Source organism: Cedecea sp. AS113 (assembly GCF_037152415.1).
Taxonomy (GTDB): Bacteria; Pseudomonadota; Gammaproteobacteria; order Enterobacterales; family Enterobacteriaceae; genus Cedecea.
Genome location: NZ_JBBCMI010000014.1, coordinates 1 through 23,507, shown reverse-complemented (window position 1 = coordinate 23,507; position 23,507 = coordinate 1). Strand labels below are relative to the sequence as shown.

22 protein-coding genes are annotated in these 23,507 nt (G+C 56.5%); 8 read left to right on the top strand and 14 right to left on the bottom strand.

Annotated features, from left to right (window positions below; genetic code table 11):
- Positions 1-10: 10 nt before the first annotated feature.
- Positions 11-370 (bottom strand): winged helix-turn-helix transcriptional regulator, encoded by a 360-nt coding sequence (locus WFN87_RS16380; RefSeq protein ID WP_336983345.1) that lies wholly within the window; start codon positions 368-370, stop codon positions 11-13.
- Between the two features lie 122 nt (positions 371-492).
- Between WFN87_RS16380 and WFN87_RS16375 the strand changes: the two genes are divergently transcribed.
- From WFN87_RS16375 to WFN87_RS16360, 4 genes are all read left to right on the top strand, one after another.
- Entirely contained in the window at positions 493-1,236 is a 744-nt protein-coding gene (locus WFN87_RS16375; protein ID WP_336983346.1) for an SDR family oxidoreductase, read from the top strand.
- A gap of 432 nt (positions 1,237-1,668) precedes the next feature.
- A complete protein-coding gene (locus tag WFN87_RS16370; RefSeq protein ID WP_008455701.1) occupies positions 1,669-1,983 on the top strand; it encodes a PTS sugar transporter subunit IIB in 315 nt (104 codons plus the stop codon).
- An 8-nt stretch (positions 1,984-1,991) separates the two neighbouring features.
- Entirely contained in the window at positions 1,992-3,398 is a 1,407-nt protein-coding gene (locus WFN87_RS16365) for a glycoside hydrolase family 1 protein (protein ID WP_336709032.1), read from the top strand.
- Positions 3,382-4,710 carry a PTS sugar transporter subunit IIC gene (locus tag WFN87_RS16360; RefSeq protein ID WP_336983347.1) on the top strand — a complete coding sequence of 443 codons (1,329 nt, stop codon included), beginning with the start codon at positions 3,382-3,384 and terminating at the stop codon, positions 4,708-4,710. Before WFN87_RS16365 ends, WFN87_RS16360 begins: the two co-directional genes overlap by 17 nt.
- A gap of 119 nt (positions 4,711-4,829) precedes the next feature.
- Here WFN87_RS16360 and WFN87_RS16355 read toward each other — a convergent pair whose 3' ends face one another.
- The gene (locus tag WFN87_RS16355; RefSeq protein ID WP_336983348.1) at positions 4,830-6,050 is read right to left on the bottom strand and encodes an amino acid deaminase; all 1,221 of its coding nucleotides are present in this window, start codon (positions 6,048-6,050) and stop codon (positions 4,830-4,832) included.
- 202 nt (positions 6,051-6,252) lie between these two features.
- Here WFN87_RS16355 and WFN87_RS16350 point away from each other — a divergent pair, with 202 nt between their 5' ends.
- Positions 6,253-7,689 (top strand): N-acyl-D-amino-acid deacylase family protein, encoded by a 1,437-nt coding sequence (locus tag WFN87_RS16350; RefSeq protein ID WP_336983359.1) that lies wholly within the window; start codon positions 6,253-6,255, stop codon positions 7,687-7,689.
- A gap of 191 nt (positions 7,690-7,880) precedes the next feature.
- Positions 7,881-8,273, top strand: a complete 393-nt coding sequence (locus WFN87_RS16345) for a RidA family protein (RefSeq protein ID WP_166867347.1) — start codon at positions 7,881-7,883, stop codon at positions 8,271-8,273.
- Here the strand turns inward: WFN87_RS16345 and WFN87_RS16340 are convergent.
- From WFN87_RS16340 to WFN87_RS16290, 11 genes are all read right to left on the bottom strand, one after another.
- Entirely contained in the window at positions 8,270-9,133 is an 864-nt protein-coding gene (locus tag WFN87_RS16340; protein WP_008453334.1) for a MurR/RpiR family transcriptional regulator, read from the bottom strand. The genes WFN87_RS16345 and WFN87_RS16340 overlap by 4 nt on opposite strands.
- A gap of 79 nt (positions 9,134-9,212) precedes the next feature.
- The gene (locus tag WFN87_RS16335) at positions 9,213-10,061 is read right to left on the bottom strand and encodes a metal ABC transporter permease (protein WP_336983349.1); all 849 of its coding nucleotides are present in this window, start codon (positions 10,059-10,061) and stop codon (positions 9,213-9,215) included.
- Positions 10,058-10,915 (bottom strand): iron/manganese ABC transporter permease subunit SitC, encoded by an 858-nt coding sequence (sitC, locus tag WFN87_RS16330; protein ID WP_008453328.1) that lies wholly within the window; start codon positions 10,913-10,915, stop codon positions 10,058-10,060. Before sitC ends, WFN87_RS16335 begins: the two co-directional genes overlap by 4 nt.
- On the bottom strand, positions 10,915-11,733 hold the full coding sequence (locus tag WFN87_RS16325) for a manganese/iron ABC transporter ATP-binding protein (RefSeq protein WP_336983350.1): 819 nt from the start codon (positions 11,731-11,733) through the stop codon (positions 10,915-10,917). Before WFN87_RS16325 ends, sitC begins: the two co-directional genes overlap by 1 nt.
- A complete protein-coding gene (locus WFN87_RS16320; protein WP_166993161.1) occupies positions 11,730-12,644 on the bottom strand; it encodes a metal ABC transporter solute-binding protein, Zn/Mn family in 915 nt (304 codons plus the stop codon). The genes WFN87_RS16325 and WFN87_RS16320 overlap by 4 nt, the downstream gene beginning before the upstream one ends.
- A gap of 801 nt (positions 12,645-13,445) precedes the next feature.
- Positions 13,446-14,291: a glutathione-dependent disulfide-bond oxidoreductase gene (gene yghU / locus WFN87_RS16315; RefSeq protein WP_336983351.1), complete on the bottom strand. Its 846-nt coding sequence runs from the start codon at positions 14,289-14,291 to the stop codon at positions 13,446-13,448.
- 114 nt (positions 14,292-14,405) lie between these two features.
- Positions 14,406-15,029 (bottom strand): SDR family oxidoreductase, encoded by a 624-nt coding sequence (locus WFN87_RS16310; protein ID WP_336983352.1) that lies wholly within the window; start codon positions 15,027-15,029, stop codon positions 14,406-14,408.
- Positions 15,026-15,523: a heme utilization cystosolic carrier protein HutX gene (gene hutX, locus WFN87_RS16305; protein WP_336983353.1), complete on the bottom strand. Its 498-nt coding sequence runs from the start codon at positions 15,521-15,523 to the stop codon at positions 15,026-15,028. The genes WFN87_RS16310 and hutX overlap by 4 nt, the downstream gene beginning before the upstream one ends.
- Positions 15,520-16,866, bottom strand: a complete 1,347-nt coding sequence (gene hutW / locus WFN87_RS16300; protein WP_336818267.1) for a heme anaerobic degradation radical SAM methyltransferase ChuW/HutW — start codon at positions 16,864-16,866, stop codon at positions 15,520-15,522. Before hutW ends, hutX begins: the two co-directional genes overlap by 4 nt.
- 29 nt (positions 16,867-16,895) lie before the next feature.
- Positions 16,896-17,738, bottom strand: a complete 843-nt coding sequence (locus tag WFN87_RS16295) for a heme/hemin ABC transporter substrate-binding protein (protein ID WP_336983354.1) — start codon at positions 17,736-17,738, stop codon at positions 16,896-16,898.
- The gene (locus tag WFN87_RS16290; RefSeq protein ID WP_336983355.1) at positions 17,738-19,882 is read right to left on the bottom strand and encodes a TonB-dependent receptor plug domain-containing protein; all 2,145 of its coding nucleotides are present in this window, start codon (positions 19,880-19,882) and stop codon (positions 17,738-17,740) included. Before WFN87_RS16290 ends, WFN87_RS16295 begins: the two co-directional genes overlap by 1 nt.
- Before the next feature lie 389 nt (positions 19,883-20,271).
- Here WFN87_RS16290 and WFN87_RS16285 point away from each other — a divergent pair, with 389 nt between their 5' ends.
- Complete coding sequence (locus tag WFN87_RS16285) at positions 20,272-21,951, top strand: ArnT family glycosyltransferase (protein WP_336983356.1); 1,680 nt, start codon at positions 20,272-20,274, stop codon at positions 21,949-21,951.
- 24 nt (positions 21,952-21,975) lie between these two features.
- Here the strand turns inward: WFN87_RS16285 and WFN87_RS16280 are convergent, their stop codons facing one another.
- Complete coding sequence (locus WFN87_RS16280) at positions 21,976-22,269, bottom strand: DUF1330 domain-containing protein (protein WP_008453781.1); 294 nt, start codon at positions 22,267-22,269, stop codon at positions 21,976-21,978.
- Positions 22,270-22,503: 234 nt separating this feature from the next.
- Here WFN87_RS16280 and asr point away from each other — a divergent pair, with 234 nt between their 5' ends.
- Positions 22,504-22,983, top strand: a complete 480-nt coding sequence (gene asr, locus WFN87_RS16275) for an acid resistance repetitive basic protein Asr (protein WP_336983357.1) — start codon at positions 22,504-22,506, stop codon at positions 22,981-22,983.
- The last annotated feature ends 524 nt before the right edge of the window (positions 22,984-23,507 follow it).

Sequence of the window (23,507 nt, the reverse complement as noted above, 5' to 3'; positions counted from 1 at the left end):
TTTAGCTTTCTCAGGGAAGAGACAGTTCCATCTCACCGGCATTCTCCCTCATCCATTCGGCGAGTGAATCCAGCGTTGGGCGCAGAGATTTACCGAGCGCGGTGATCTGATATTCCACTCGCGGCGGGACTTCCGCAAAAACTTGCCTCACCACCAGGCCGCGAGCTTCAAATTGACGAAGCTGGCGGGTGAGCTCCTTCTGCGTAATGGGGCTGACCGCCCGCTGCAGGTCGCTAAACCGCACCGGATCGTTGAGCAGGATCAGGCGGTACAGAATCGGAATGGCCCATTTACCTGAAATGAGGTTCACAAAATTCACCATCGGGCAGTCGCTGCCCGCCGGTGGCAGGACTGAAAAATTTTTTGTCATGCTGGCTCCCGGCACACGCTAATGCGCCCCTTGTGGTTCCTTAGTATCCATTTGGTGCCTACTATCTAAAGGATACTATAGCGGAAATAATGCCCTCACCAACCCTTTATAAGGACACGACGATGGGCAGACTTAATGGCAAATACGCGTTAATTACCGGCGGTACCAGCGGAATTGGACTTGAAACGGCGCGGCAGTTTATTGCCGAGGGCGCAACGGTGGCGATCACCGGGCGGAGCGAAGAGGGGCTACAGGCAGCCAAAGAGGTTTTGGGCAATGTGCACCTGATGAAAAGCGATGCGGGCGATATCGCCGGGCAGCCTACGGTGGCGGCAGAGTTGAAGCAGCTCTGGCCGCGGCTGGATGTGCTCTACATTAATGCGGGGGATGTGACGCACCATTCGCTGGAAGACTGGGACGAACAGGCGTATGACCGACTGATGAACATCAATCTCAAAGGCCCGTTCTTCCTGATCCAGGCGCTGTTGCCGCTGCTGGCTAACCCGTCTTCGGTGATTGTGTGCGGTTCGGTCAGCGCTCGTATCGGCCTGCCGCAGACTAACGCCTATGCGGCGAGCAAAGCAGGGATCCTTTCTCTGGCTCGTACGCTTTCCGGGGAGCTGCATCCGCGTGGCATTCGGGTGAACGGCCTGAGCCCTGGCCCGACGGAAACCCCGGCGCTGGGCAAACTGGGCAATGGCGTAGCCGCCGACACGCTGCGGGAGGCTATCCGCGATCTTGTGCCGATTGGGCGTCTCGGCACCGCGCTGGAGCTGGCAAAAGCCGCTGTGTTCCTGGCGTCTGACGAATCAGCCTTCGTGGTCGGCACCGATCTGTTGGTCGACGGTGGCGTGGGGAGTTTATAGCTCTTTACCCTCACCCTAACCCTCTCCCTGGAAGGGAGAGGGGATAAATAAAACAGGCCGAAGCTGCTGTTCCCATTTGATGATGGAGTGAGGGAATAAACCTTGTTATCTGGCACTTGTTTTCCCCCTCTCGCTCTGGGAGAGGGCCGGGGTGAGGGCATGGTGCAATACTAAGATGAACGTCTGCCTGTGACCGCCCCACCATTCTCGTGAATAAAACTGCGCTAAAAGACGAACGCCACCAGAAAAGTAACATTCTTATCCGTCTGTTTATTATTACTTTTAATGTAATTTCTGGCATTCATTCGCCAAAAGTACCAGCCGCTAAAAGCAAATCTGTGCCCACCCTCACTTGTGGCTTTTTTCACCGCTACCCAGAATATATTTGGCCGCATACCGCGGACACTGCATTGATTCTCTGAGGGAAAAGCGATGAAAAAAATCTTCTTATGCTGTGCTGCGGGGATGTCCACCAGCATGTTAGTGGAAAGAATGAAGCAGTCCGCGCAAAGCCGTGATGTGGCGGTGGAAATCACCGCCGTGCCGGTGTCCGATTTTGACCAAATTATCGAGGAGGCTGATGTCATCCTCCTCGGGCCGCAGGTGAAATTCCAACTGCAAAACCTGAGCGCGGCGGCAGCGCCCCACGGCGTTCCGGTAGCGGCCATCGACATGATGCATTACGGCTCGATGCAGGGTGACAAGGTGCTGGATCACGCACTGTCGCTGCTGAAAACTGCTGACTAGGGGGCCGTATGAAATACCGCTTTCCTGAAAAATTTTGGTGGGGTACGGCGACCAGCGCCACGCAGTCAGAGGGGCGAGTTGAGGGCGATGGTAAGGGGGATAATATCTGGGATTTCGCCTCGCATGAGTTTAACGCCCGTTTTTATGACGGCGTCACCTCCGACGAGACTTCCACGTTTTATCAGCGCTGGCGGGAAGATATTCAGCTGGCGAAAAACATTGGCCTGAATGCTTTCCGTACGTCGATTTCCTGGTCTCGCCTGATCCCCGACGGCGACGGGGAAGTTAATCCTTTTGCCGTGCAGTTTTACAACGATGTGATTGATGAGCTGATTCGCCAGGGCATTGAGCCTTTTATCAATCTCTACCATTTTGATATGCCGCTGGCGCTGCAGGCCAAGGGCGGGTTTGAGAACCGGGAAGTGGTGGACGCTTTCGCTCGCTACGCGGGGATTTGCTACCGCCTGTTCGGAGACCGGGTGCGCTACTGGTTTACCTTCAACGAGCCGCTTATTCCCGCCGAAGCGGGCTATCTGCATCCTCGCCATTATCCTTACGTGACGGATTTCCGCCGTGCGGCTCAGGTGCTGCACCACATTGTTATCGCCCACTGCAAAGCGGTCGCCGCCTGGCGCGAGCTGGATCTTGAAGGGCAGATTGGCATCATCATGGATGTCATTCCCGTGTACCCACGCAGCGACAGCCCGGAAGATCTGCGGGCGGCGGAGATGGCTGACCTGTTCTATACGCGCAGCATTAACGAGCCGATGCTGCTTGGGCGCTACCCTGCCGAGCTGGTGGCGTTGCTGAAAGAATACGATGTGCTGCCGAAGACGGCGCCAGGGGATTGCGAGCTGATTGCCGCGACCCGCATCGATTTGCTGGGCATCAACTATTATCGCCCGCGCCGGGTTAAAGCGCGTGAGACGCTGCTTGAAGAACCCCACGGTTTTGTGCCGGAGCGCTTTTTTGAAGAGTACGTGATGCCGGGGCGGCGGATGAATACCTCGCGCGGGATCGAGATTTACCCGCCTGCGCTGTACGACATCGCTATGCTGGTGAAAGAGCGTTACGGCAACCTGCCGTGGTTTGTCTCCGAGAACGGCATCGGCATCATGGACGAAGAACAGTTCATGGTGGACGGCGAAGTGCAGGACGATTACCGCATTGAGTTTCTTCAGGAACATTTGACGTGGCTGCACAAAGCGATGGCGGAGGGCAGCCAGTGCCTGGGCTACCAGATGTGGACCTTCATCGATTGCTGGTCGTGGCAGAACGCCTATAAAAACCGCTACGGCTTCTACCGGCTGGATTTAGCCACCCAACAGCGTTCGCTGAAAAAGTCCGGGCGCTGGTTCCGGGCCGTGATTGAGCACAACGGGTTTGAGGGGGCAGATCATGTCGGGCTTCGATAAGTTAGCTGAAAAGCTGATGCCGGTGGCGAACGCTATTGGCAACCAGCGGCATATGCAGGCGATTCGCAACGGGCTTATTTCGATTCTGCCGTTGACCATCGTCGGCTCTTTCTTCGTGATTTTGCTGAACATCCCGATTAAGGGCTACATGGATTTTATTGCGCCGTGGCGCGATATGCTGGACGTGCCGTTCCGCTTTACCGTAGGGCTGATGTCGCTGTATGCCGCGTTTACCATCGGTTCGTTCCTCGGCAAAAGCTACAAGCTGAATGACATTACCAGCGGCCTGCTGGCGATGCTGGCGACGCTGCTGATGATTGTGCCGGTGAACATTAAGCAGGGCGTAACCGTGGCGGGTGAGGCGGTGGCGGGGCGCTACATCCCTATCACTTCGCTGAGTTCTCAGGGGCTGTTTGGCGCGATTATATCTTCGCTGATTGCCATTGAGATCTACCGGTTTATCAAAGTTCGCAATATTGAAATTAAAATGCCCGCGGGCGTGCCGCCGGTGGTCGCCAGCTCGTTTTCGGCGCTGTTCCCGACGCTTGCCGTGGTGCTGGTATTCTGGATCCCTCGTCATTTTCTGAACATCGATATCAACGCCATCATCAGCTACATCATTATGCCGCTGAAGGGCTTCATGACCGGCACCAACCTGTTTGGCGGGATTGTGACCCAGTTCTTTATCGACGCGTTCTGGGTGCTGGGGATCCACGGCCATGCGGTGATGGGGCCGCTGATCCGCCCGCTGTGGGATCAGGCCATTGTGCAGAATATGGAGCTGTTCCAGTCCGGCGTGAGCGCCTATGAGCTGCCGAACATTTTCACCGAGCAGTTCTTCCAGTGGTATGCGCAGATGGGTGGCACCGGCTCAACGCTTGCGCTGGTGGTGCTGTTTATCCGCTCGCGGGTTATCTACCTGAAGCAGTTGGGTAAACTGTCGTTTATCCCTGGGCTGTTTAACATCAATGAGCCGATGATTTTCGGCGCGCCGATCGTAATGAATCCGATCCTCGCGATCCCGTTTATTCTGGCGCCGATGGTGAATACCGTGGTGGTGTATCTGTTCACCATTAGCGGGCTGATCCCACGGATGATGGTGAAGCCACCGTTTACCGTTCCGGCGCCGCTAGGGGCGCTGATCACCACCAACTGGAACCTGATTGCCTGTGGGCTGGTGTTTATCTGTTTCTTTATTTCGCTCGCGATCTATTACCCGTTCTTTAAGGTGTATGAGAAGAAGATGCTGGAAACCGAGCTTCAGCAGAAGGAAGAAGAGGAGAGGGCTAAGGCGCTGGCCGAGGCTAAGTAAATTTTCTGTGGCCCTTCAGCCCCTCACCCTGACTCTCTCCCCAGAGGGGGAGAGGGGGAATTTAGGTAAGTGATTGGTTTTATACCCTCTCCCTTTCAGGGAGAGGGTGAGGGTAAAATCTAGAACGCCGTCTCTAACTCATCCAGCACGTTATATTCGTCATCCACCAGCAGCAGCGCCTTCCACTTATCAAACGTCAGGCACGGGTGAGAAGTGCTGAACACCAGAATATCCCCAACCTGCACGTCCGCACCCGGCTTGAGTTTTAACATGGCATGCTGATCCATAATCCCGGTGGCTTCGATGGTTTCCGACGGCGAAGCCAGCGCCTTGCCCCGGCGATAGTGGGCTATCGGCTGCGGCAGGCCGGCATCAAACGCGCTGTCGCGCTTGCCAAAATTCACAATCGCCCGATCGCTTTCCGGTACCGACTGCACCATTGCCACCAGCTCCAGCGCGGAAACCAGATCGCCACCGAGATCGCAGGCGATCCGATCTCTCGCCATCAGCTGATCCTGGGCTTCCTGATAAATTCCGCCATCGTGGGTAATGTAACAGCCCGGTCGGATCGCAATGCGGCAGTTGGCCGGTTTTGCTGCGGCGAGCCAGATATTGCACACTACGTCGTACCAGACTGAACCCGCGCCGGTGAGCAGGAACTCGCCGTCAACATAGCGTTCCATCTGGCAGGCTAACGCGGCCGCCTCTTGCAGCAGCGCTTCTATTTTTGGCTGCGGATTGTCGCCGTGCAGCACGCCTTCGTACAGCTCCAGGCCGCGTAAATTCAGGCCGGGTAATTCTGCTACCCGCTTTGCCAGCGCCAGCGCTTGTTCCGGGCTACGACAGCCGCAGCGTCCACCCGGCACACCAAGCTCAATCAGCACGTCGAGGGTTTGCCCCTGTTGGCTAAAAAAGTCTGACAGGGTACGGGCGTTTGCTTCGCTGTCCACGCAGCAAATGTAGTCGACGGCGGTATGTTTATGCTTTAGCTGCGACACCAGCGTGATGTTCGCTTTGCCCACCAGTTGGTTAACCATCAGCACTCGCTCGATGCCCGCGGACATCGCGATGCTCGCCTGCCATGCGCTGCCTACGCCGATGGCCCACGCGCCCGCTTTTTGCTGCTGCTGGAAGATCCACGGCGTCATGGTGGTTTTCCCGTGTGGCGCCAGCGAAACGCCGCGCGCATCGGCGTAGGCCTGCATCCATCGGATGTTGTTCTTCAAAGCAGATTTTTTGATCAGCGCGGCGGGCAAACAGACGTCTTCGTTGAGGACATTGGCAGGGGAATGCATGAGGGCGGACTTATGGGGTACGAGGTTAATTTCCTGGTATTTCATAACGTATTTCCTCCGGGATTATTCTTTCTTTCAGATTAAGTATCAATTTTAACTTGATGTTATTTATATTAATTATCCAATGATCTTGAATTTTATGAATAAAAGTATCATTGATTTGCAAGGATTTTGTTTAGTTTTTCACTGTTTTTATGGCTTGTAAATGGTTAACTTGCACGCAGATTATGACTGGTGTGAGGCGCAGATGAAGTTCGATTATCTCTTCAGGAATGTCACCGTGATTGACGGCTCCGGCGGTGCGGAATACCTGGCCGATGTGGCGGTGCAGGGTGACCGAATAGCCGATATTGCGCCGGGGATTTCCGCCGAGGCCGTGCATGAGATCGACGGCAGCGGGCGGGTATTAGCGCCGGGGTTTATTGATGTTCACACCCATGACGACATTAACGTGATCCGTTTTCCTGAGTATCTGCCGAAAATTAGCCAGGGCATTACTACGGTGATCGTCGGTAACTGCGGCATCAGTGCGGCGGGGGCGACCATCAATGCGCTGGTGCCCGACCCGATGAATTTGCTGGGTGAGGCGCACCAGTTTGTTTATCCCACCGTCGAAGCGTACGCCCATGCCGTGGAGCAGGCTCGCCCGGCGATTAACGTGGGTACGCTGATAGGCCATACCGCGCTGCGTAACAACCAGATGGATGATTTGTTCCGCCCGGCGACGGAAGCGGAGATTCTCGCCATGCGCGGCCAGCTAAAACAGGCGCTGCAGCAGGGGGCGCTTGGGCTGAGCACCGGCCTGGCCTATGCCAGCGCGTTCCAGTCCACCACCGAAGAGGTGATGGCGCTGGTGGAGGAATTAGCGGCGGAGAAGGGGATTTACACCACCCATTTGCGCTCCGAGTTTGAGCCGATTCTTGAGGCGCTGGATGAGGCTTTCCGCATTGGCCGCCACGGGAAAGTGCCGGTTGTGGTGTCGCACCACAAATGCGCCGGGGCGAAAAACTGGGGCCGCACGGTTGAAACGCTGAAGTTGTTCGACAAAGTACGCGAGCAGCAGGATGTCTCTTGCGACTGCTATCCGTATTCCGCCAGCTCTTCAACGCTGGACATGAAACAGATCACCGACGAGTTCGAGATCGTGATTACCTGGTCTGAACCGCACCCGGAGGTCGCCGGGCGGTCGCTGAAGCAAATTGCTGATGACTGGTCGATGTCACTTCACGAAGCGGGAAAATTACTGATGCCCGCAGGGGCGATTTACTACAACATGGACGAGCAGGACGTGCGGCGTGTGCTGCGCTACCCGGCGACAATGGTCGGGTCAGACGGGCTACCGAACGATCCGATGCCGCATCCCCGCCTGTGGGGCGCATTCCCCCGCGTGCTGGGGCACTACAGCCGCGATGAGAAGCTTTTCCCGCTGACGCAGGCGGTGCATAAGATGACGGGAATGTCGGCGGCACGGTTCCAGTTGCCCGAACGGGGCCTGGTGAAGCGCGGTTATTATGCTGACCTGGTGTTGTTCGACCCGCTGACCGTGCGCGACGTCGCGAGCTTCAATAACCCGAAGCAGCCTGCGGCGGGTATTGAAGCGGTGATGGTGAACGGCGTGATGAGCTATGGGGTCGAGCAGAAGGTGACTGGCCGAGCTGGGCGATTTCTGCGTCGGCAGAAGTGAATTTAGACCCTCTCCCCAGAGGGGAGAGGGGGAAAACAAGCGTGAATTTGGGATTAGATCTTTTCTTTTTCCTCACTCCGGCCCTCTGCTCAATGGGGAAAGGTGAAGCCGTTCCCGAGCTGGACGTTTGTCCCCTTTCCCTTCCAGGGAGAGGGTTAGGGTGAGGGTAAACCGATCAACAAGGAGCAATGATGAGCATTAAACGTTATGGCGTGGGCGGCAGTACCGGCACCGGCGGGCAGCCGCTACCTTTTGCCAAAGCCGTAGAAGCGGCCGGGTGGCTGTATGTGTCCGGCCAGACGCCGATGAAAGACGGCGAAGTGGTTGAAGGCGGGATTGTCGACCAGTCGCGGCTGGCGATTCAAAACTGCGTGGATATCATGACTGAAGCGGGCTACACCCTCGCTGACGTGGTCCACGTGAAGGTCTACCTGACTGACGCCCGCTACTTCCAGTCCTTCAATAAAGTGTTCCGGGAGTTCTTCGGTGACCACCCGCCGGCCCGCGTGTGCTGCGTGGCGGACCTGGTGGTGGACTGTAAAGTTGAAGTGGATGTGACCTGCTACCGCGCCGACCGGGGTTAATCGCCTAGCGGCTGCCTGTCTGCCCCGCCGCGATGGCTGTCCAGCGCCAGCTTGATGCGGCGCAGCCGGTCCTTCGCCTGGCTTTTGTTGGCCATCGCCAGTTCGGTGGCCAACACATCAATCATCGCCAGCATGGCGTAACGCGAAGTGCTCGGCTTAAAAATGTAGTCGTTCTCGCGAATAATCAGCGGTAATACGATATCGGCCTGTTCAGCCAGAGGTGTTCCCTGCGGGGTAATGGCGATGATCTTTGCGCCGTACTGGCGGGCAATCGCCGCGCTCTCCACCACTTCCGGCGTGTAGCCTCCCAGTGATAGCGCCACCACCACATCGTTGGAGGCCACCGACGCCGCCATCATTCTCGCCAGCAGGCCATCGCTTTGGCTCACCACCGGCAGGCCCAGGCGAAAGAGACGAAACTGTAACTCCTGCGCGCAAATGGTTGATCCGCCGCCCATGCCCAGCGCCAGGATTTGCCGCGCGTTGCTCAGCCAGGTCACGGCCTTGTTGAGTGACTCCGGGTTTAGCGCGCGGCGGTTGATATCCAGCACGTTGATGATGGTTTCGTAGATCCCCTGCACGCCTTCGAGGTCCGGCACGTCGAGAATAAAGCGCTGCCCCACCGCCAGCGACTGGGCTAGTTTGACCTTCAGTTCGCGCACGTCCTTGCAGCCGATGGCGCGGGCAAAGCGGGTTATCGACGCCTGGCTGGTTTGCGTCTGGCGCGCCATTTCCGAAATGGGCAGCGCCGCGGCGGTTTGCACGTCGTCCAGAATAAACTGCGCAATGCGCTTTTCGGTGGCGGTCAGCTCAACGAAACGGTCGGTGATGCAGGAGATAATATCGATGGTGTAGCTCATGGCGCGACCCTGGTACTTGTGCAAAAAAGAGAAGGTACTTTGTACCATAAAACCGTTGCCAGGGTCGCTTCACTTGGATTCAGAATGGCTCACTAATCGCTTCCATACGTCGTTGCTTGATCGTGGCCCGAATAAACGCGGCGATGAAGACCAGGGCAGAAAGCACAACGATGGTCGGCGCGGGGGCGCTGTCGATAAAGAAGGAAAGGTAGACGCCAAGAAACGACGTGACGATAGCCTGCCCAAGCGCGACCAACATCATGCCTTTAAAGGTACGGGTCAGCAGCGAAGCGATAGCGCCTGGCGCGATAAGCAAGGAAATCGCGAGGATAATCCCCACCGCCTTCAGCGCCGCGACGATGGTCAGCGAAACCAGGCAGAGCAGGCCATAGTTCAACAGCTTCACGTTCAGGCCGGAGACCTGGGCCTGAATCGGGTCGAACGCATGCAGCAGGAAGTCCCGCCATTTTAGCCCCACAACAATTACCGTTAGCAGCACGATAGCGCCCGTTTGCAGAATATCGCTGCCGCTGACGCCCAGCATGTCGCCGAACAGAATATGGTCTAGATGGATATCTGGTTTCAGGTAGACGTAGAGCACCAGCCCGGCGCCAAACATGCCGGAGAAGACGATGCCCATCACCGTATCGCGCTTGATGCGGCTGTTGTCCTGCAGGTAGCCGGTGGCGAAGGCGCAAAACAGCCCGGCCACGAACGCGCCGAAGCCCAGCGGCAGGCCGACCATCCAGGCGATCACCACGCCGGGGAAGACCGCATGGCTCATGGCATCGCCCATCAGCGCCCAGCCTTTTAGCACCAGGAAGCAGGAGAGCAGCGCACACGGAATGGCGACCAGCGTGGTCATGGTCAGAGCGTTGATCATAAAGCCAAACTGGAAGGGCGAAAGCAGCGTGTCTAACAGGCTCATGGCGTTTGCTCCAGGCTCAGGCGCGCGCGCCGACGGTTAGCCAGCAGGCCGTGTTTGGGGGCAAACACGAAGGTTAGCAGGAAAATAAGCGTTTGCAGCACCACGATAATGCCGCCGGTGGCGCCATCGAGGAAGTAGCTTATCCAGGTGCCGAAGGCGCTGGTAAAGGTGCCTAACGTGACGGAAATGATCAGCAGTTTCGGGAAACGGTCGGTCAATAGATAAGCCGTTGCGCCCGGCGTGACCACCATGCAAATCACCAGAAACGCGCCAACGGTTTGCAGCGCCGCCACGGTGGTGGCCGACAACAGGGTGAAGAATAATCCTTTGAGCCACAAAGGGTTAAGGCCAATGGACCGCGCGTGGTTTTCGTCGAAGAAGGTCACCATCAGGTCTTTCCACTTCAGCAGCAGAATCGCCAGTGAGACAAAGCCGATGATCGCCAACTGCACGATATCCGACGGGGCGATGGCGAGAATATTGCCGAGCACGATGGTCTGGATGTTTACCGACGTCGGATTGAGCGACACCATAAACAGCCCGAGGCCAAAGAATGACGAAAAAATAAGGCCAATAATGGTGTCTTCGCGCAGGCGTGTGCGCTGGTTTAAAAACAGCATGGTGCCTGCGGCGAGGCCACCGGAGAAAAACGCGCCGATGGAAAACGGCAGGCCGAGCATATAGGCTCCGGCTACGCCAGGCACGATGGAGTGGGAAAGGGCGTCGCCGATCAGCGACCAGCCTTTCAGCATCAGGTAGCAGGAAAGAAAGGCGCACACGCCGCCGACCAGCGCTGATACCCAGATGGCGTTAAACATGTAGCCATAGCTAAACGGTTCAAGCAGGACGGACATTACGGCTCCCCTTTTAACGGCGCGCCGTGGATAAACGGCCTCTCGTCGTCGGTGAGGACGCTGGTTTCTTTCCCGGTTAAGGTGACGTGGCGCAGTACGCCGCTGAACGCCAGTTCCAGGTTTTCTTGCGTAAAAGTGACATTGGTCGGGCCGCAGGCCAGCACGGTGCCTTTCACCAGCACGGTGTAGTCGCAATAGTCGGTCACGGCGCCAAGGTTGTGGGTTGAAACCAGCATCGTGCGGCCTTCGTCCCGCAGCTCGCGCAGCAGGGCGATGATCTGCTCTTCCGTTTTCACGTCCACGCCGGTGAACGGTTCGTCCAGCAGAATCACCTGGCCGTCCTGGGCAATTGCCCGGGCGAGGAACACGCGCTTTTTCTGGCCGCCGGACAGTTCGCCAATTTGTCGCTTGCGGAAGTCGCTCATGCCGACGCGGGCGAGGGCGTTGTCTACCGCCTGTTTGTCGGCCTTGCCGGGAATGCGCAGCATCCCCATGTGGCCAAATCGGCCCATCATCACCACGTCTTCCACCAGCACCGGGAACGTCCAGTCCACGTCCTCGGACTGCGGCACATAGGCCACCAGGTTGTGGCGCAGTGCTTTTTTCGTGGGCATATCCAGAATCGAGATGCTACCGCTGGCCAGGCGCACAAAGCCCATGATCGCTTTAAACAGCGTGGATTTCCCGGAACCGTTGACGCCGACCAGCGCCGCAATGGTGCCGGTCGGGATTTCAAAGCTGGCCGCCCGCAGCGCGGTGTGGCCATTGCGATAGGTGACGCTGGCGTCCTGAACGACTATGCCGGGACGACGACTCATTTTTTCAGCCCTGCATTGATGCCGTTCACGATGGTGCTGGTGGTGACGCGCAGCAGATCAAGATAGGTGGGTACCGGGCCGTCTGCGGCACTTAAAGAATCGACATAAAGCACGCCGCCATAGTGTGCGCCAGACTCCCGCGCCGCCTGGCGAGCAGGTTTGTCGGAGATGGTGCTTTCGCTGAAGATCGTTGGGATCTGGTATTGGCGAATGCTGTCGATCACTTTGCGCACCTGCTGCGGGGTGCCCTGCTGATCGGCATTGATCGGCCACAGATAGAGTTCTTTCAGGCCAAAGTCGTTGGCGAGGTAGGAAAAAGCGCCTTCGCTGGTGACCAGCCAGCGCTTATCCGCCGGAATTTTTGCCAGTTCGTTGCGCAGCGGCTCGATGGTCTGCTGAATTTTCTGTTTGTAGGCTTCGGCGTTGCGGGTATAGGTCGCCGCGTTGTCTGGATCGTATTTGACGAACGCATCCCGGATGTTATCGACATAGATCAGCGCATTTTGCGGGGACATCCATGCGTGAGGGTTAGGTTTACCGTTATAAGGGCCTTCGGTGATGCCCGTAGGCTGAATGCCGGTGGTGACGACGACTTCGGGCACGCCTTTCAGATGTTGATAAAACTTCGCGAACCAGAGTTCCAGATTCAGCCCGTTGGTCAGGATCAGCTGCGCGCCCTGCGCCCGGCGAATGTCTCCCGGCGTCGGCTGGTATTCGTGAATTTCCGCTCCGGGCTTGGTGATAGACTCCACGTCTGCCGCGTCACCGGCTACGTTCTGCGCCATATCGGCGATGATAGTAAAGGTGGTGATCGCCTTAAATTTTGCCTGCGCCTGAGCGGCACCCAGCAACATCGCCAGCGCGGCGGCGGCAGCGACAATACTTTGCGTTAACTTCAGTTTCCCGGGCATCGTCTTCCCTCACGAGTGATTATAGATTCGGCGTTTATAGCAAGTGCTATAAAACATAGCTGCTGCTATAACTAAATGCAAACTATTATCATTTGTGTGATTTAAATGTGGGGGGCTTGTTCTGGTTGTTTCTTCATAACAAAGCTCTCGGTCTATGTCGGACAGGCTAAGGTCCGTTCACTTCTCCCCCTGTTTTATATACAGCCACCGTATCCGTGAACGGCTCGGGGGAGCCACCGTCACTCCCCCGAGACCCCGGACTCCCGGCGAAATAAATCGACCGCTGAAGCGGCAGACCTCCGTTTTATCTCCCAGTCCTGGGTCGGCTGAGACGCGTTCCCGACGCTCTCAGCCTCCGGCCGTTCCCGACGTCCGGACCCTGGCCAGTCGGAGAGAAAACAGAGGCGATTTAAGCCGGAACCGTGCCTCGCTTTTAACCTACAGCAACGTTTAAACGTTATATTCGCTTCAGATCTCAAAGCCACGCCCTTGTCCCCGGCTCTCATCGCCCCCGGTGATGACCCAACTCAGGCGGGGTTGAGCTGTCGGGAACAGTGAAAGAGAGCGATCGTCGGGAACGAATCGCGAACGACCCCGAATGTTTGGGTGATAGCCGGTGGGTTTACCGCTTCAGCGGCGATGAGCTCGCCGGGCGCCGGGGCTGTTCGGGGGATGGCGTTATCCCCCGGACACGTTCACCGTGCCGGGAACGTGCAGGGGAAAGCGATCTATTGGTGAACGGAAAAACTACGATATGAAATAGATCCTCCCCCTTCCCAAGAGAGGATTGGTGTGAAAGGCCTACAGCCCTAATGCATCAAAATCTGAAGCATTGTGGCGCTCGGCCAACTGCACATCGCCCCAGGTGCGGTTCACGATGCGGCCACGCTTCACCGCCGGGCGGTTAGCCACTTCATCGGCCCAGCGGCCAAAGTGTTTGTAGGAGGCTATGTCGAGGAACTCGGCAGATTCGTACAGGCCACCTTTCGCCAGCGCGCCGTACCAGGTAAAGATAGCAATATCGGCGATAGTGTAATCATCTCCGGCGATAAAGCGGTTTTTCTCCAGCTGTTTATCGAGCACGTCCAGCTGACGCTTGGTTTCCATCGCGAAGCGGTTGATGGCGTACTCGATTTTGACCGGGGCATAGTGGTAGAAGTGGCCGAAGCCGCCGCCCAGATAAGGGGCGGAACCCTGCAGCCAGAACAGCCAGTTCAGCGCTTCGGTGCGCCCGGCGATGTCCTTCGGCAGGAAGTGGCCGAATTTTTCCGCGAGATAAAGCAGGATGTTGCCGGACTCAAACACGCGCAGCGGCGGCGTGACGGAGTGGTCAAACAGCGCCGGAATTTTAGAGTTTGGGTTCACTTCGACAAAGCCGCTGGAGAACTGGTCGCCTTCGCCGATGCGAATCAGGTGCGCGTCGTATTCTGCCCCGCTGATGCCCAGCGCCAGCAGCTCTTCCAGCAGAATCGTGACTTTCTGCCCGTTCGGCGTACCGAGCGAGTAGAGCTGCAGCGGGTGTTTGCCGACAGGCAGCGCTTTTTCATGAGTCGGGCCGGAAATTGGGCGGTTGATGCTGGAGAACTGACCGGCTTCGGTCTTGTTCCAGGTCCAGACTTTTGGGGGCTGGTAGTTGTGTTCGGACATCGCGTGATCTGCCTTCTTTTCAGGTTAGTTATCTGATGAAACTATCTTGAAGTGTAGCAAGAGGGAAGAGCCTGCCGGGCTATACCGCCAGAAAAGCGAAAGCCCGGCGTGGCATCAGGCTGGTTTCAGCCCCGGTTCAACGAGGCTGTAAACCTGGTGATTCAGGTGGGAGGATTTTGCCAGTTCTGCGACGTGCGCGGCGACATCGGCCCGCATGACCATACCGTGAATTTCGGGGGTCTGGCTCAGCACAGCTTTGCCGGTGGGTTCACCGTGAAGCAGGCCACCGGGGCGAACAATAGCAAAGTTCAGCGTGCTGGTTTGCAGCCAGCTTTCGGCGAGGGATTTTTCCCGTACCGCCTGACCAAAGGCCGCTTTTGCCCGGTCGGATAAATAAGCCCAGCTTTCTCCGCAGCCTAAAGAGGTGACCAGCACCATGCGTGAGATCCCGGCTTTTTCGGCGCAGTCGATAACTGTCCGGTGCGCCTGGTAATCCTGTGAACCGCCCATCGTCGAAATGACGGTGGCGTCCTTGCCCGCCAGGCGGCAGGCTTCTGCGACAGCGTCTGCGTCGCAGGCGTCGCCGGTAATAACCTGGGCACCTGCCTCACGCAGTTTTGCGGCGGCTTCTTCGTTACGCACCAGTGCAACAACGGGGCGATTTTCTGCCAAAGCCAGCTTCGCGGTTAGCGCGCCTACGCCCTTGCCCCCGGCCCCAAAAATTAACCATGGCGTCATGCAATATTTCCCTTAAGTGTCTCTGCCAGCGCACGAAAAGCTGCCAGCTGGTCTGTCAGTAATTGGCGGTGATCGTCGCGCCCGATGAAGATTTTCAGCATCGCGCTGCCCGCCTGATTGAAGAACAGAATCGAGGCGGTGTCCATCCCCATAAACTTGCGCTCCACCAACGCGATGTGGGTGCAGTTGGCCGCTTTGATATGCCCCGTCATGCCTTTTTTGCCGCGCAGGTTGAAATAGCCGTGGCGGTGGAAGCCGGAGGGCAGTTCCCCGGAAAATTCAATAATCACATCGGCGGTGTGTACCAGCGTGGTGACGCTGCCCCATTCGACAACGGTGTCCCAAACGGTGTCGAACTGCTCGCCGCTAACCAGCGCCTGAGCGGGGAGCTGGGAGACAACATCCAGCAGGGTGACATTATATTGTGTGGCAATAGATTCCAGCGTGCCGTCCGGCTGGGTTTTTAAGTAATCGGCGAGGGAAACGGAAGTCATAGCGTTGCTCCTTGTGGTTTTTTGTCCGTTGTTATGGGGGTATTGAGGGCGGCAACCAGCGTCTGCAGCGACTGGAAGATATTGCTGGCCCAGAAGCGGCCTTCGTCGGTCAGGCGCAGGCAGGTTGAGTCATCCCGGGTCAGGCCGGAGTCGTGCCATTGAGTCAGCAGCGGCTGGAGCAGATGCGCATCGGCGGTTAACTCGTCGAGAGGCACGCGGGCGGTTTCAATGCCTGCCTGGAGGCGATGCCGCCAGCGGTAGCCTGGGTCAGTGGTGCGGGCCATCATCATCAGCGGTTTTTTTCCGGCGGCGACGGCGGCGTGCCAGGTCTCCAGGTTGCGTTCAACCATCCAGGAGTAGCCGTTAACCGAGCCGCCCGCGCCGGAGCCAAAGGCCAGGCAGTCTGCCCCCTGTTTAATCAGCAGGTTGTAAAGGTTGCGTTCCCGCGTGGTGCGAGCCCAGTGGCTGTTGCTGATGCAGCGCCAGCCTGCGCTGTCCATGAAGTCGCAGCCCTGCAGGTACAAATCCCTGCGTTCGGCTGGGGAAGGCAGCGTGACGCGTCCATTTTCTACAGCTTTACCCAGCGGCGTTTGCGGTAGCAAATTCAGGGCATAAAGATCGACCCCGTCGAGGCCGATGTCCCGCGCGATAGCCAGGTCTTCGGCCCACAGCTTTTGATCCTGCCCCGGAAGGCCAAACAGCAGATCGCAGACCACGGCGGCACGATCGCGTTTGCAGAGGTTTTCCATAAAGCGTCGGGCGGTGGGGCCGTCGGAGGTGCGCGCCATTTTTTTGCGGATTTTGCTGTTAAACGACTGGATGCCGATGGAGAAGCGGTTGGCTCCGGCGTCGAGGCAGGCGTCGATGCGCTCATCATTAAAATTCAGCACCCGGCCTTCAATGGTGATTTCGCAGTCCGGGGCCAGCGGCAGGCTGCGGCGCAGGGCGGTAATGATCCGCGCTAAATCTTTGGCTGACAGCGCCGAAGGCGTGCCACCGCCAAAGTAGATGGCGTGAATGGGGGCCGACTGGTGCAGCGGGCTGCTGGCCTCCAGCTCGATTTCCCTGAGCAGCGCGTCGGTGTAGCGTTCGCAGTGGTCTGCTTCATAACGATTCTGGTAAAAACCGCAGAAGGTACAGTGCGTTGCGCAGAAGGGAATATGGAGGTAAACCAGCCTTTTGCCGGGAGGCGTTGGGCTGGTAATCACCTGTTGCCAGGTGTGCTCCAGCTGTTCTTTGGCGATGGGCATTGCGCCGCGCCACGGCATGGTGGCGTGACGATCCTTAAAGGGTTGCCCGCCGGGGAGCGCAAAGTGCGCCTGGAGATCCAGTTCAGGTTTCATGTTCAACATCGCTCATTTCAAAGTAATCCTTAATCTTTCTGGCCGGACTCGGGCCAAAACTGGTGATGCAGCAGTTCCACGGCCTCTGCGACGCGCGGGCCCATGCCCAGAATCAAAGCCTGATCGATAATGACTATCCGCTTGTTTTTCCAGGCGGAGGTATGGGTGATCCCGGGAATGGCCTTCAGCGCTTCGGGGTTGCCCTGGGTCATTTGAGTCGTCGCGACGATGACCTCAGGGTTGGCGGCGATCATCGCCTCGGTGCTGTAGCTCTGGTACTGACGATGCCGGGCGATATTTTTTGCTCCGGCCATGCTAAGGATGGAGTCGGCCACGCTGCCCGCGCCGGCAACCTGCGGCACGCTGCCGCCCGCGGAGAGAATAAACATCGCTTTGACGGGGTGTGGCTTCAGCACGTTACGTTTGCTAATCACCTCCAGCCGCTGTTTAAGGCTGGCAATCAGCGCCTCTCCCTGCGGCTGGCGCTGTAAGGTCATCGCCAGAGTTTGAATGTTGGTGTACATCTGCTCGACGGTGGCGGGCACTCGCGGGAGCTGCAGGACATTCACCTTTGCCTTTTCCAACTGCCCGATGACGATGTGCGGCCCGGCGTCCTGCCAGGTAATGAAGCGCCCGGGGCGCAGCGACAAGATGGATTCACTGCTGAGCTGCATCCAGGAACCGATGTGCGGCAGCTTTGCCGTTTCCGGCGGCCAGGTGGTGGTTTCATCCACGCCAACCATCTGGCTACCCGCGTCGAGGGCATAAACAAGCTCGCTCAGGGAGCCGCCAGCGACGACCAGCCGCTCGCTAGCCTGGCTGGAAAAAGAAGTCGTCAGTGCCAGCAGTGCGGCAAAAAAATGTCTCTTCATCAGAATTTCCACCCAAAGCCGATGGCCGTGTTGAAGCCCGCTTCCGGGATAGATTCGTGGGCGGTCTGGTAGCGTTTGTTGGTCAGGTTGTTCAGCGCCAGGTTGACCAGGTACTGGTCGTTGTCACCAAACTCGGCGTTGACGGCCAGGTTTAACGTGGCCCAGCCGGAGTAGCGCCTTTCACTGTCACCGGTGTTTTCTTTGGCACGCGAGGCCGCGCGAATAAAGGCGTCGGAGGTGATATTCATGGCGTTAAGCATCAGCGTATGTCTGACCCCGAAGCGGCCATTGACGACAGGCTCGCCGGTATCCCAGGTTTTTAGCGAGTCGCTTTCATACTGACGACGCAGGAGATTGCCGCTCAGGTAAGGGGAGACGGCCCAGCCGTTGTACTCCGCGCTCAGCTCAATGCCGTAGGTTTTGGCCCGGTTGATGTTGTCATAAAAGCGGTAGTTGGCCCGGGAACTGCTGCTGTTCCCCAGACAGAGGGCTTGCCCTTCGCAGGCTCGTGATGCGACGTAATCTTTGGCTTCGGAATAGTAGAGCGTGCTGTCAATCAGCCACAGGTTGCCTTTGTAGCGGGCGCCAATTTCGTAGTTGTTGGAGTGTTCCGGGCGCAGATCAGGGTTGCCGTAAGTCACGCCGCCGCCGGCGGAAGTCTGCATAAACTGCTGCACCAGCGTCGGGAAGACGTAGCCCTGGGCAAAGGCTGCACGCAGCTCGATATCTTTAAACCCGGAGTAATTCAGGCTGGTCGCCGCCACGAACTGGTTATCGCTGGCGGATTTGTTGCCGGTTGCGGTGTGGGTTGTGACGCCGCCTTGGGTTTTTTGTGTGCTGCTATCAATGAGTTTGGAGGAGAGCCAGTACTGGCGGGCACCCGCCGTCCATGTCCAGTCATCTGCCAGGTGCCAGGCGTTCTGCGCAAACAGTGAGGTATTGCTTTGTTCCGATTTGTCCTGCGACTGGCTGTGGGTTTCAGTATCAAAGATCCCGGTTTTGGCCGTCTGCCGCGTGTAGCCGCTGCCGCTCTGGTCTACCTTGTCGTGCTGATACTGCGCCCCAAGCACCAGATCGTTTCCGGCGGGCAGGGAGAAGTTTGTTTGCAGCGTGACGCCCTGGGTGTACTGCTTGTCATTGGTCTGGGTCTGATTTTTTACGCTTAGCGCCTGAATGGCCGGCGAAGGAATCACCTGTGTAGTCGCGACTTCATTGTTAAACCGGCGTTCGACGGTTTGGCTGTAGGCATCCAGATGGATTTTTTTCAGGTAATTTCCGTCGACATCAAGGTCGTAAAACAGCCCGATTTTTTCCCGCGTCATTTTCGGGATCCTGACGCTAAAGGCGTCGAACTGTTGGTCTGGATCGTTGTACCAGGTTTGCGTGGCGAGGCTGTAGCGGTCGAGAGACAGGCCAATTTTCTGACGATCGAAACGGTAACCCAGCCACAGTCCCTGGCCGTTATTGCGGAAGTGCGTGTTATCCAGCCGCCCATCCGGGGTTTTTCTGTTGCCCTGGTCCGAGTAGCTGCCGTTGATGCGGTAGTCTAACTGGCCGATGCTGCCCCAGGCGGCGGCGGATTCCTCCCAGCCTGCGGTGGCGGAGTTCCAGGTTGCTTTGACCAGCCCGGCCAACGGCTTATCACCGCCTTTTTTGGTGATGAAATTCACCACGCCGCCGATGGCCTGTGAGCCGTAGAGCACGGAATAGGGGCCTTTAATGACTTCAATACGCTCCAGAGCCGATTCATCCACCAGCAGCCCCGCGCCGTAGTCCTGCCCGGCGCGTTGGTAGGTGACTTGCTGACCATCAATCAGAATCAACACGCGCGATGAGGCTTCGCCCCGGATGCGGATTTGCTTGCGGCCCGCGAGCGCGTTATCGGTGACTTCTACCCCGGGAATATCTTTGAGGTCGTCTGCAATGGAGACGCTGGTGGAGTTTTCCAGCGTTTTGCTGTCAACCACCTGGACGGTAACCGGGCTGTTCCAGAGGTTGGTTTCCGTGCGGCTGGCACTGACGATAATCGTGTCATCAGGCGCGGTGTTTGGCTGGGCGAAAGCGCTATCCGGTGCGGTAAGTGCGCCGGCAATCAACAGAGGTACGACTGAAAAGGTTGCGTAGGTTTCACATTTCCCTGGCATAAACCCATCCTTGTGAACGTTAATGATATTTATTATCGTTCGCCTTTATAGCCAGGAGTAGCGTACATATCCACCGTTTAACCTGCTAACCAGATGCAACTTTGATTTTGGTCAAAGGAGATGGGCCCGTGCGCGGTGAGCCTGCCAAAGAGGGGGAACTTTCTGCGCCCGGGCGCAGAACGTATCACTTTTATGTTGCTAACCTGTTTATTTCCTCAACGAACCTACAAAAAAAAGCAGTGAGTCTGGAAAGAGGAATGCCGTTTATTTTCCATTGCATTGACGCTTTGTAATGTCCTGTGGTGGGAAAATATTATTATCCCGAACGTGTTTCCGATGAGATACAGCCAGAAACAATTAGCCAATTTATGTAAAGGAGTGATGTTTATATGTTGCTGCACAGGGACGGGAAAATACTCCTTTTATTTATTAGTTTCCTTATTATTTATCTGCTACCGGGAATATACGGCCATACGCCGTGGAAGCAGGATGAAAACTATACCTTCGGCGTCATTCAAACCATGTATGAAACGGGCAATTGGTTAGTGCCTGTGAACGCCGGTGAGCCGTTTATGGAAAAGCCGCCGCTTTATTACTGGACGGCAACGCTAATGGCGCATTTATTTTCCGGTATGATGCCGCTCCACGATGCTGCCCGAAGTGCGACGCTTTTGTTTTCAATTATTAATTTTTCCTTCTTTATTCTGCTGGCGAGAAGAGTATTCCGCAGTGAAAGCCTGGTAGATTACCGTATCTGGCTGGCCTTCGCCGTTTATATCAGCGCCCCGGGCATCCTGCGCCACAGCCATGATATGTTCAGCGATACCGCGCTCACCGCAGGCGCAACCGTGGCGCTGTATGGCATTGTCGGGTTGATTCGCCAGGAGAAAGTGGCCGCCTCGGCGGTATGGCTTGGCCTGGGCACAATAGCAACGATGTTATCCAAAGGCGTATTTATTCCCGGCGTATTATGGATAACTTTATTTTTAAGCGCTTTCTTTTTCACACAATGCCGGACTAAAGCATTTTGGTATCCGGTTATTCTCTCAGGACTGCTAGCGCTTATTTTTATTCTTCCCTGGCCAGTGTTGCTTTACAGTAAACATCCCGATCTTTTTATGGCGTGGTTTTGGGAAAATAACATTGGCCGTTTTCTTGGCTTTTCCGTTGCTAAGCTGGGCGCCAAAGCAAACCTGATGCGTGTGCCTGAGGCCGTTGCGCTTTTTGCTCTGCCAGCCGGGATGTTAGCGACAGTTTATTTTCTTCGTCATCCACTTCAGCGGTTGAGAAACCCGGATGAGTTTGTGATTACGCTTTTTCCGTTGCTCGGCATTATTATTCTGCAGATGTCGGCCACCAGTCGCGCTTTATATTTAATGCCCTTTGTGGCCCCAATGGCTATATTGGGATCCCAGCTTTTACCTGCAATAAAAGAGAAAGCACTGCGTTATTTCTCCTGTTTTGCCGTCGCGCTATGGTCAGCTTCGCTTGCAGGGGTTTGGGGCATTTATCTGCTTAAGGTGGGTGGCGATCAAAAAGGCTGGCTGGCTCCGCTTGAGCGCTGGCTGCCGGCGAGCTACGAGCTGCATTTATCCTGGCCGCCATTTGTGTTTGCCCTGGTCGTTACCGCGCTGTGGATCTGTCGGGGGCGTTTATCTGCGGCACTCAACCCGGTGTTGCGCGCGGCATTCAGTTGGGGGTTAGGCGTGACCGTTGTCTGGAGCGTGGCGTTCACGTTAATGGTGGGCTGGTTCGACTACAGCAAAGGTTATGCTGGGGTATTTAAGGATCTCAAAAGCCATCTGGCGGGGCAGTACCTGGCGGATGACTGCATGGCTTCTTACCGGCTGGGGGAGTCAGAGGCGCCGATGCTTTATTACTTTGCCGGGATCCTGCATCAGCCACAAACAACCTTCCGCCAGCCTGAGCGCTGCCGCTGGCTGATTGTGCTGGGCGACAAGCTGCAGCCCGCGCCGAAGGGAATGGTTTTTTTCTGGGAAGATAATCGCCCCGGTGAGAAGCGTAACAACCTGATGGTGTACCGGGACGTTTCAAAAAATAACGACTAAAAACCTGGGCCGGGTTTACAAGGCTCAGCCAGGCAGGCCTTCTACAATAGTGATCATCGCTTCTGCGACGCTGGCCCTTTCCTGGCGAGCGCGCTGGTATTCCGGTGAGTGGTAGCAGGCCAGCGCCGTCTCCATATCGGCGAACTCAATGACGACATGCCGGGCGAAAGCCGCATCACCCTCTACAACTTCCGCTTTGCCGCCTCTCGCCAAAAAGCGGGCGTTGTAGCGCGTAAAGGCTGCCGGGGATAAATCGATATAGTTTTGATACTGCTTAGGGTTGTGAACGGTTACGTGGGCAATCCAGTATGCGGCCATGCTTTGCTCCTGTAGGGGGGAAGGCTGTTTGTCAGCCAATCTAGCACAGCGGTGAACGGCCGTGTTGCCGGAAAGAGGCGGCATGATGTGGTGGCTCATCGCTCAATTTGACGTTGTACATTTCATTACACGCCGATACCAATCACTCACTGAAGAGTTTGTTCCACGCGCCTATAGTTCATTTCAACGGCCCCGCAGTGGGGTAAACACGAAAACAAATTCGAGGATGTCGAAATGAAAAAAGTATTAGCTCTGGTTGTTGCCGCTGCTATGGGTCTGTCTTCCGCCGCTTTCGCTGCTGACACTACCGCTACCGCACCAGCTGCTGCGCCGGCAACCACCGCCGCTGCGCCTGCTGCTAAAGCGCCAGCGGCAAAAGTAACGCACCACAAGAAACACAAAAAATCTGCCGTTCAGAAAGCACAGGCCGCTAAAAAGAAACACAAAAAAGCCGCTAAGCCAGCCACCGAGCAGAAAGCTCAGGCTGCTAAAAAGCACCACAAAAAAGCAGTAAAACCAGCTGCGCAGAAAGCTCAGGCTGCTAAAAAGCACCACAAAAAAGCAGTAAAACCAGCTGCGCAGAAGGCTCAGGCTGCTAAAAAGCACCACAAAAAAGCAGTAAAACCTGTTGCTCAGAAAGCGCAGGCTGCTAAGAAACACGTGAAAAAACATCACAAAGTTGCTGCAAAACCGGCTGTTAAGCCAGCTGCATAAGTTTGACGGGGCAACCCCGTTAGCTTGAAGCGTTAACACAAACACCCGGCTTGCCGGGTGTTTCTTTCTGGAGTTCAGATAATGTTGCGACGCTACAGTTTCGAATTAATCCTCACCGCGCTGCTGACCTGCGGCCTAATCACGCTGAATTTTTGGCTTCAGTAGATTCTGTTCTTCCTGAGTTCTAAAAAACCACCAGCCCCTGCTTTACTCAGAAATACAGGCCAGCGCCTGGTTGAGATACTAGTGCAGATTAGCGCTGTAGTTTTTATTTGGCTCTGGAAAAGCGGTTGGAAGAGGGCGATGTCGATGCAGTCGTGTAATCGTTCAGTTCGATGTAGAGTCCGTATCGCCAAAAGCAAAAAAACCGCCATAGGCGGGTTCTTCTAAATAGTGGTGCCCGGACTCGGACAAAAACGTCAGGAACGTTTTTGAACAGCGCTTGCGCTGGCCCCTTATGGGGTGAGTCTCAGGGATGAGACGAATACTAAAACGTCAGGAACGTTTTTGAACAGCGCTTGCGC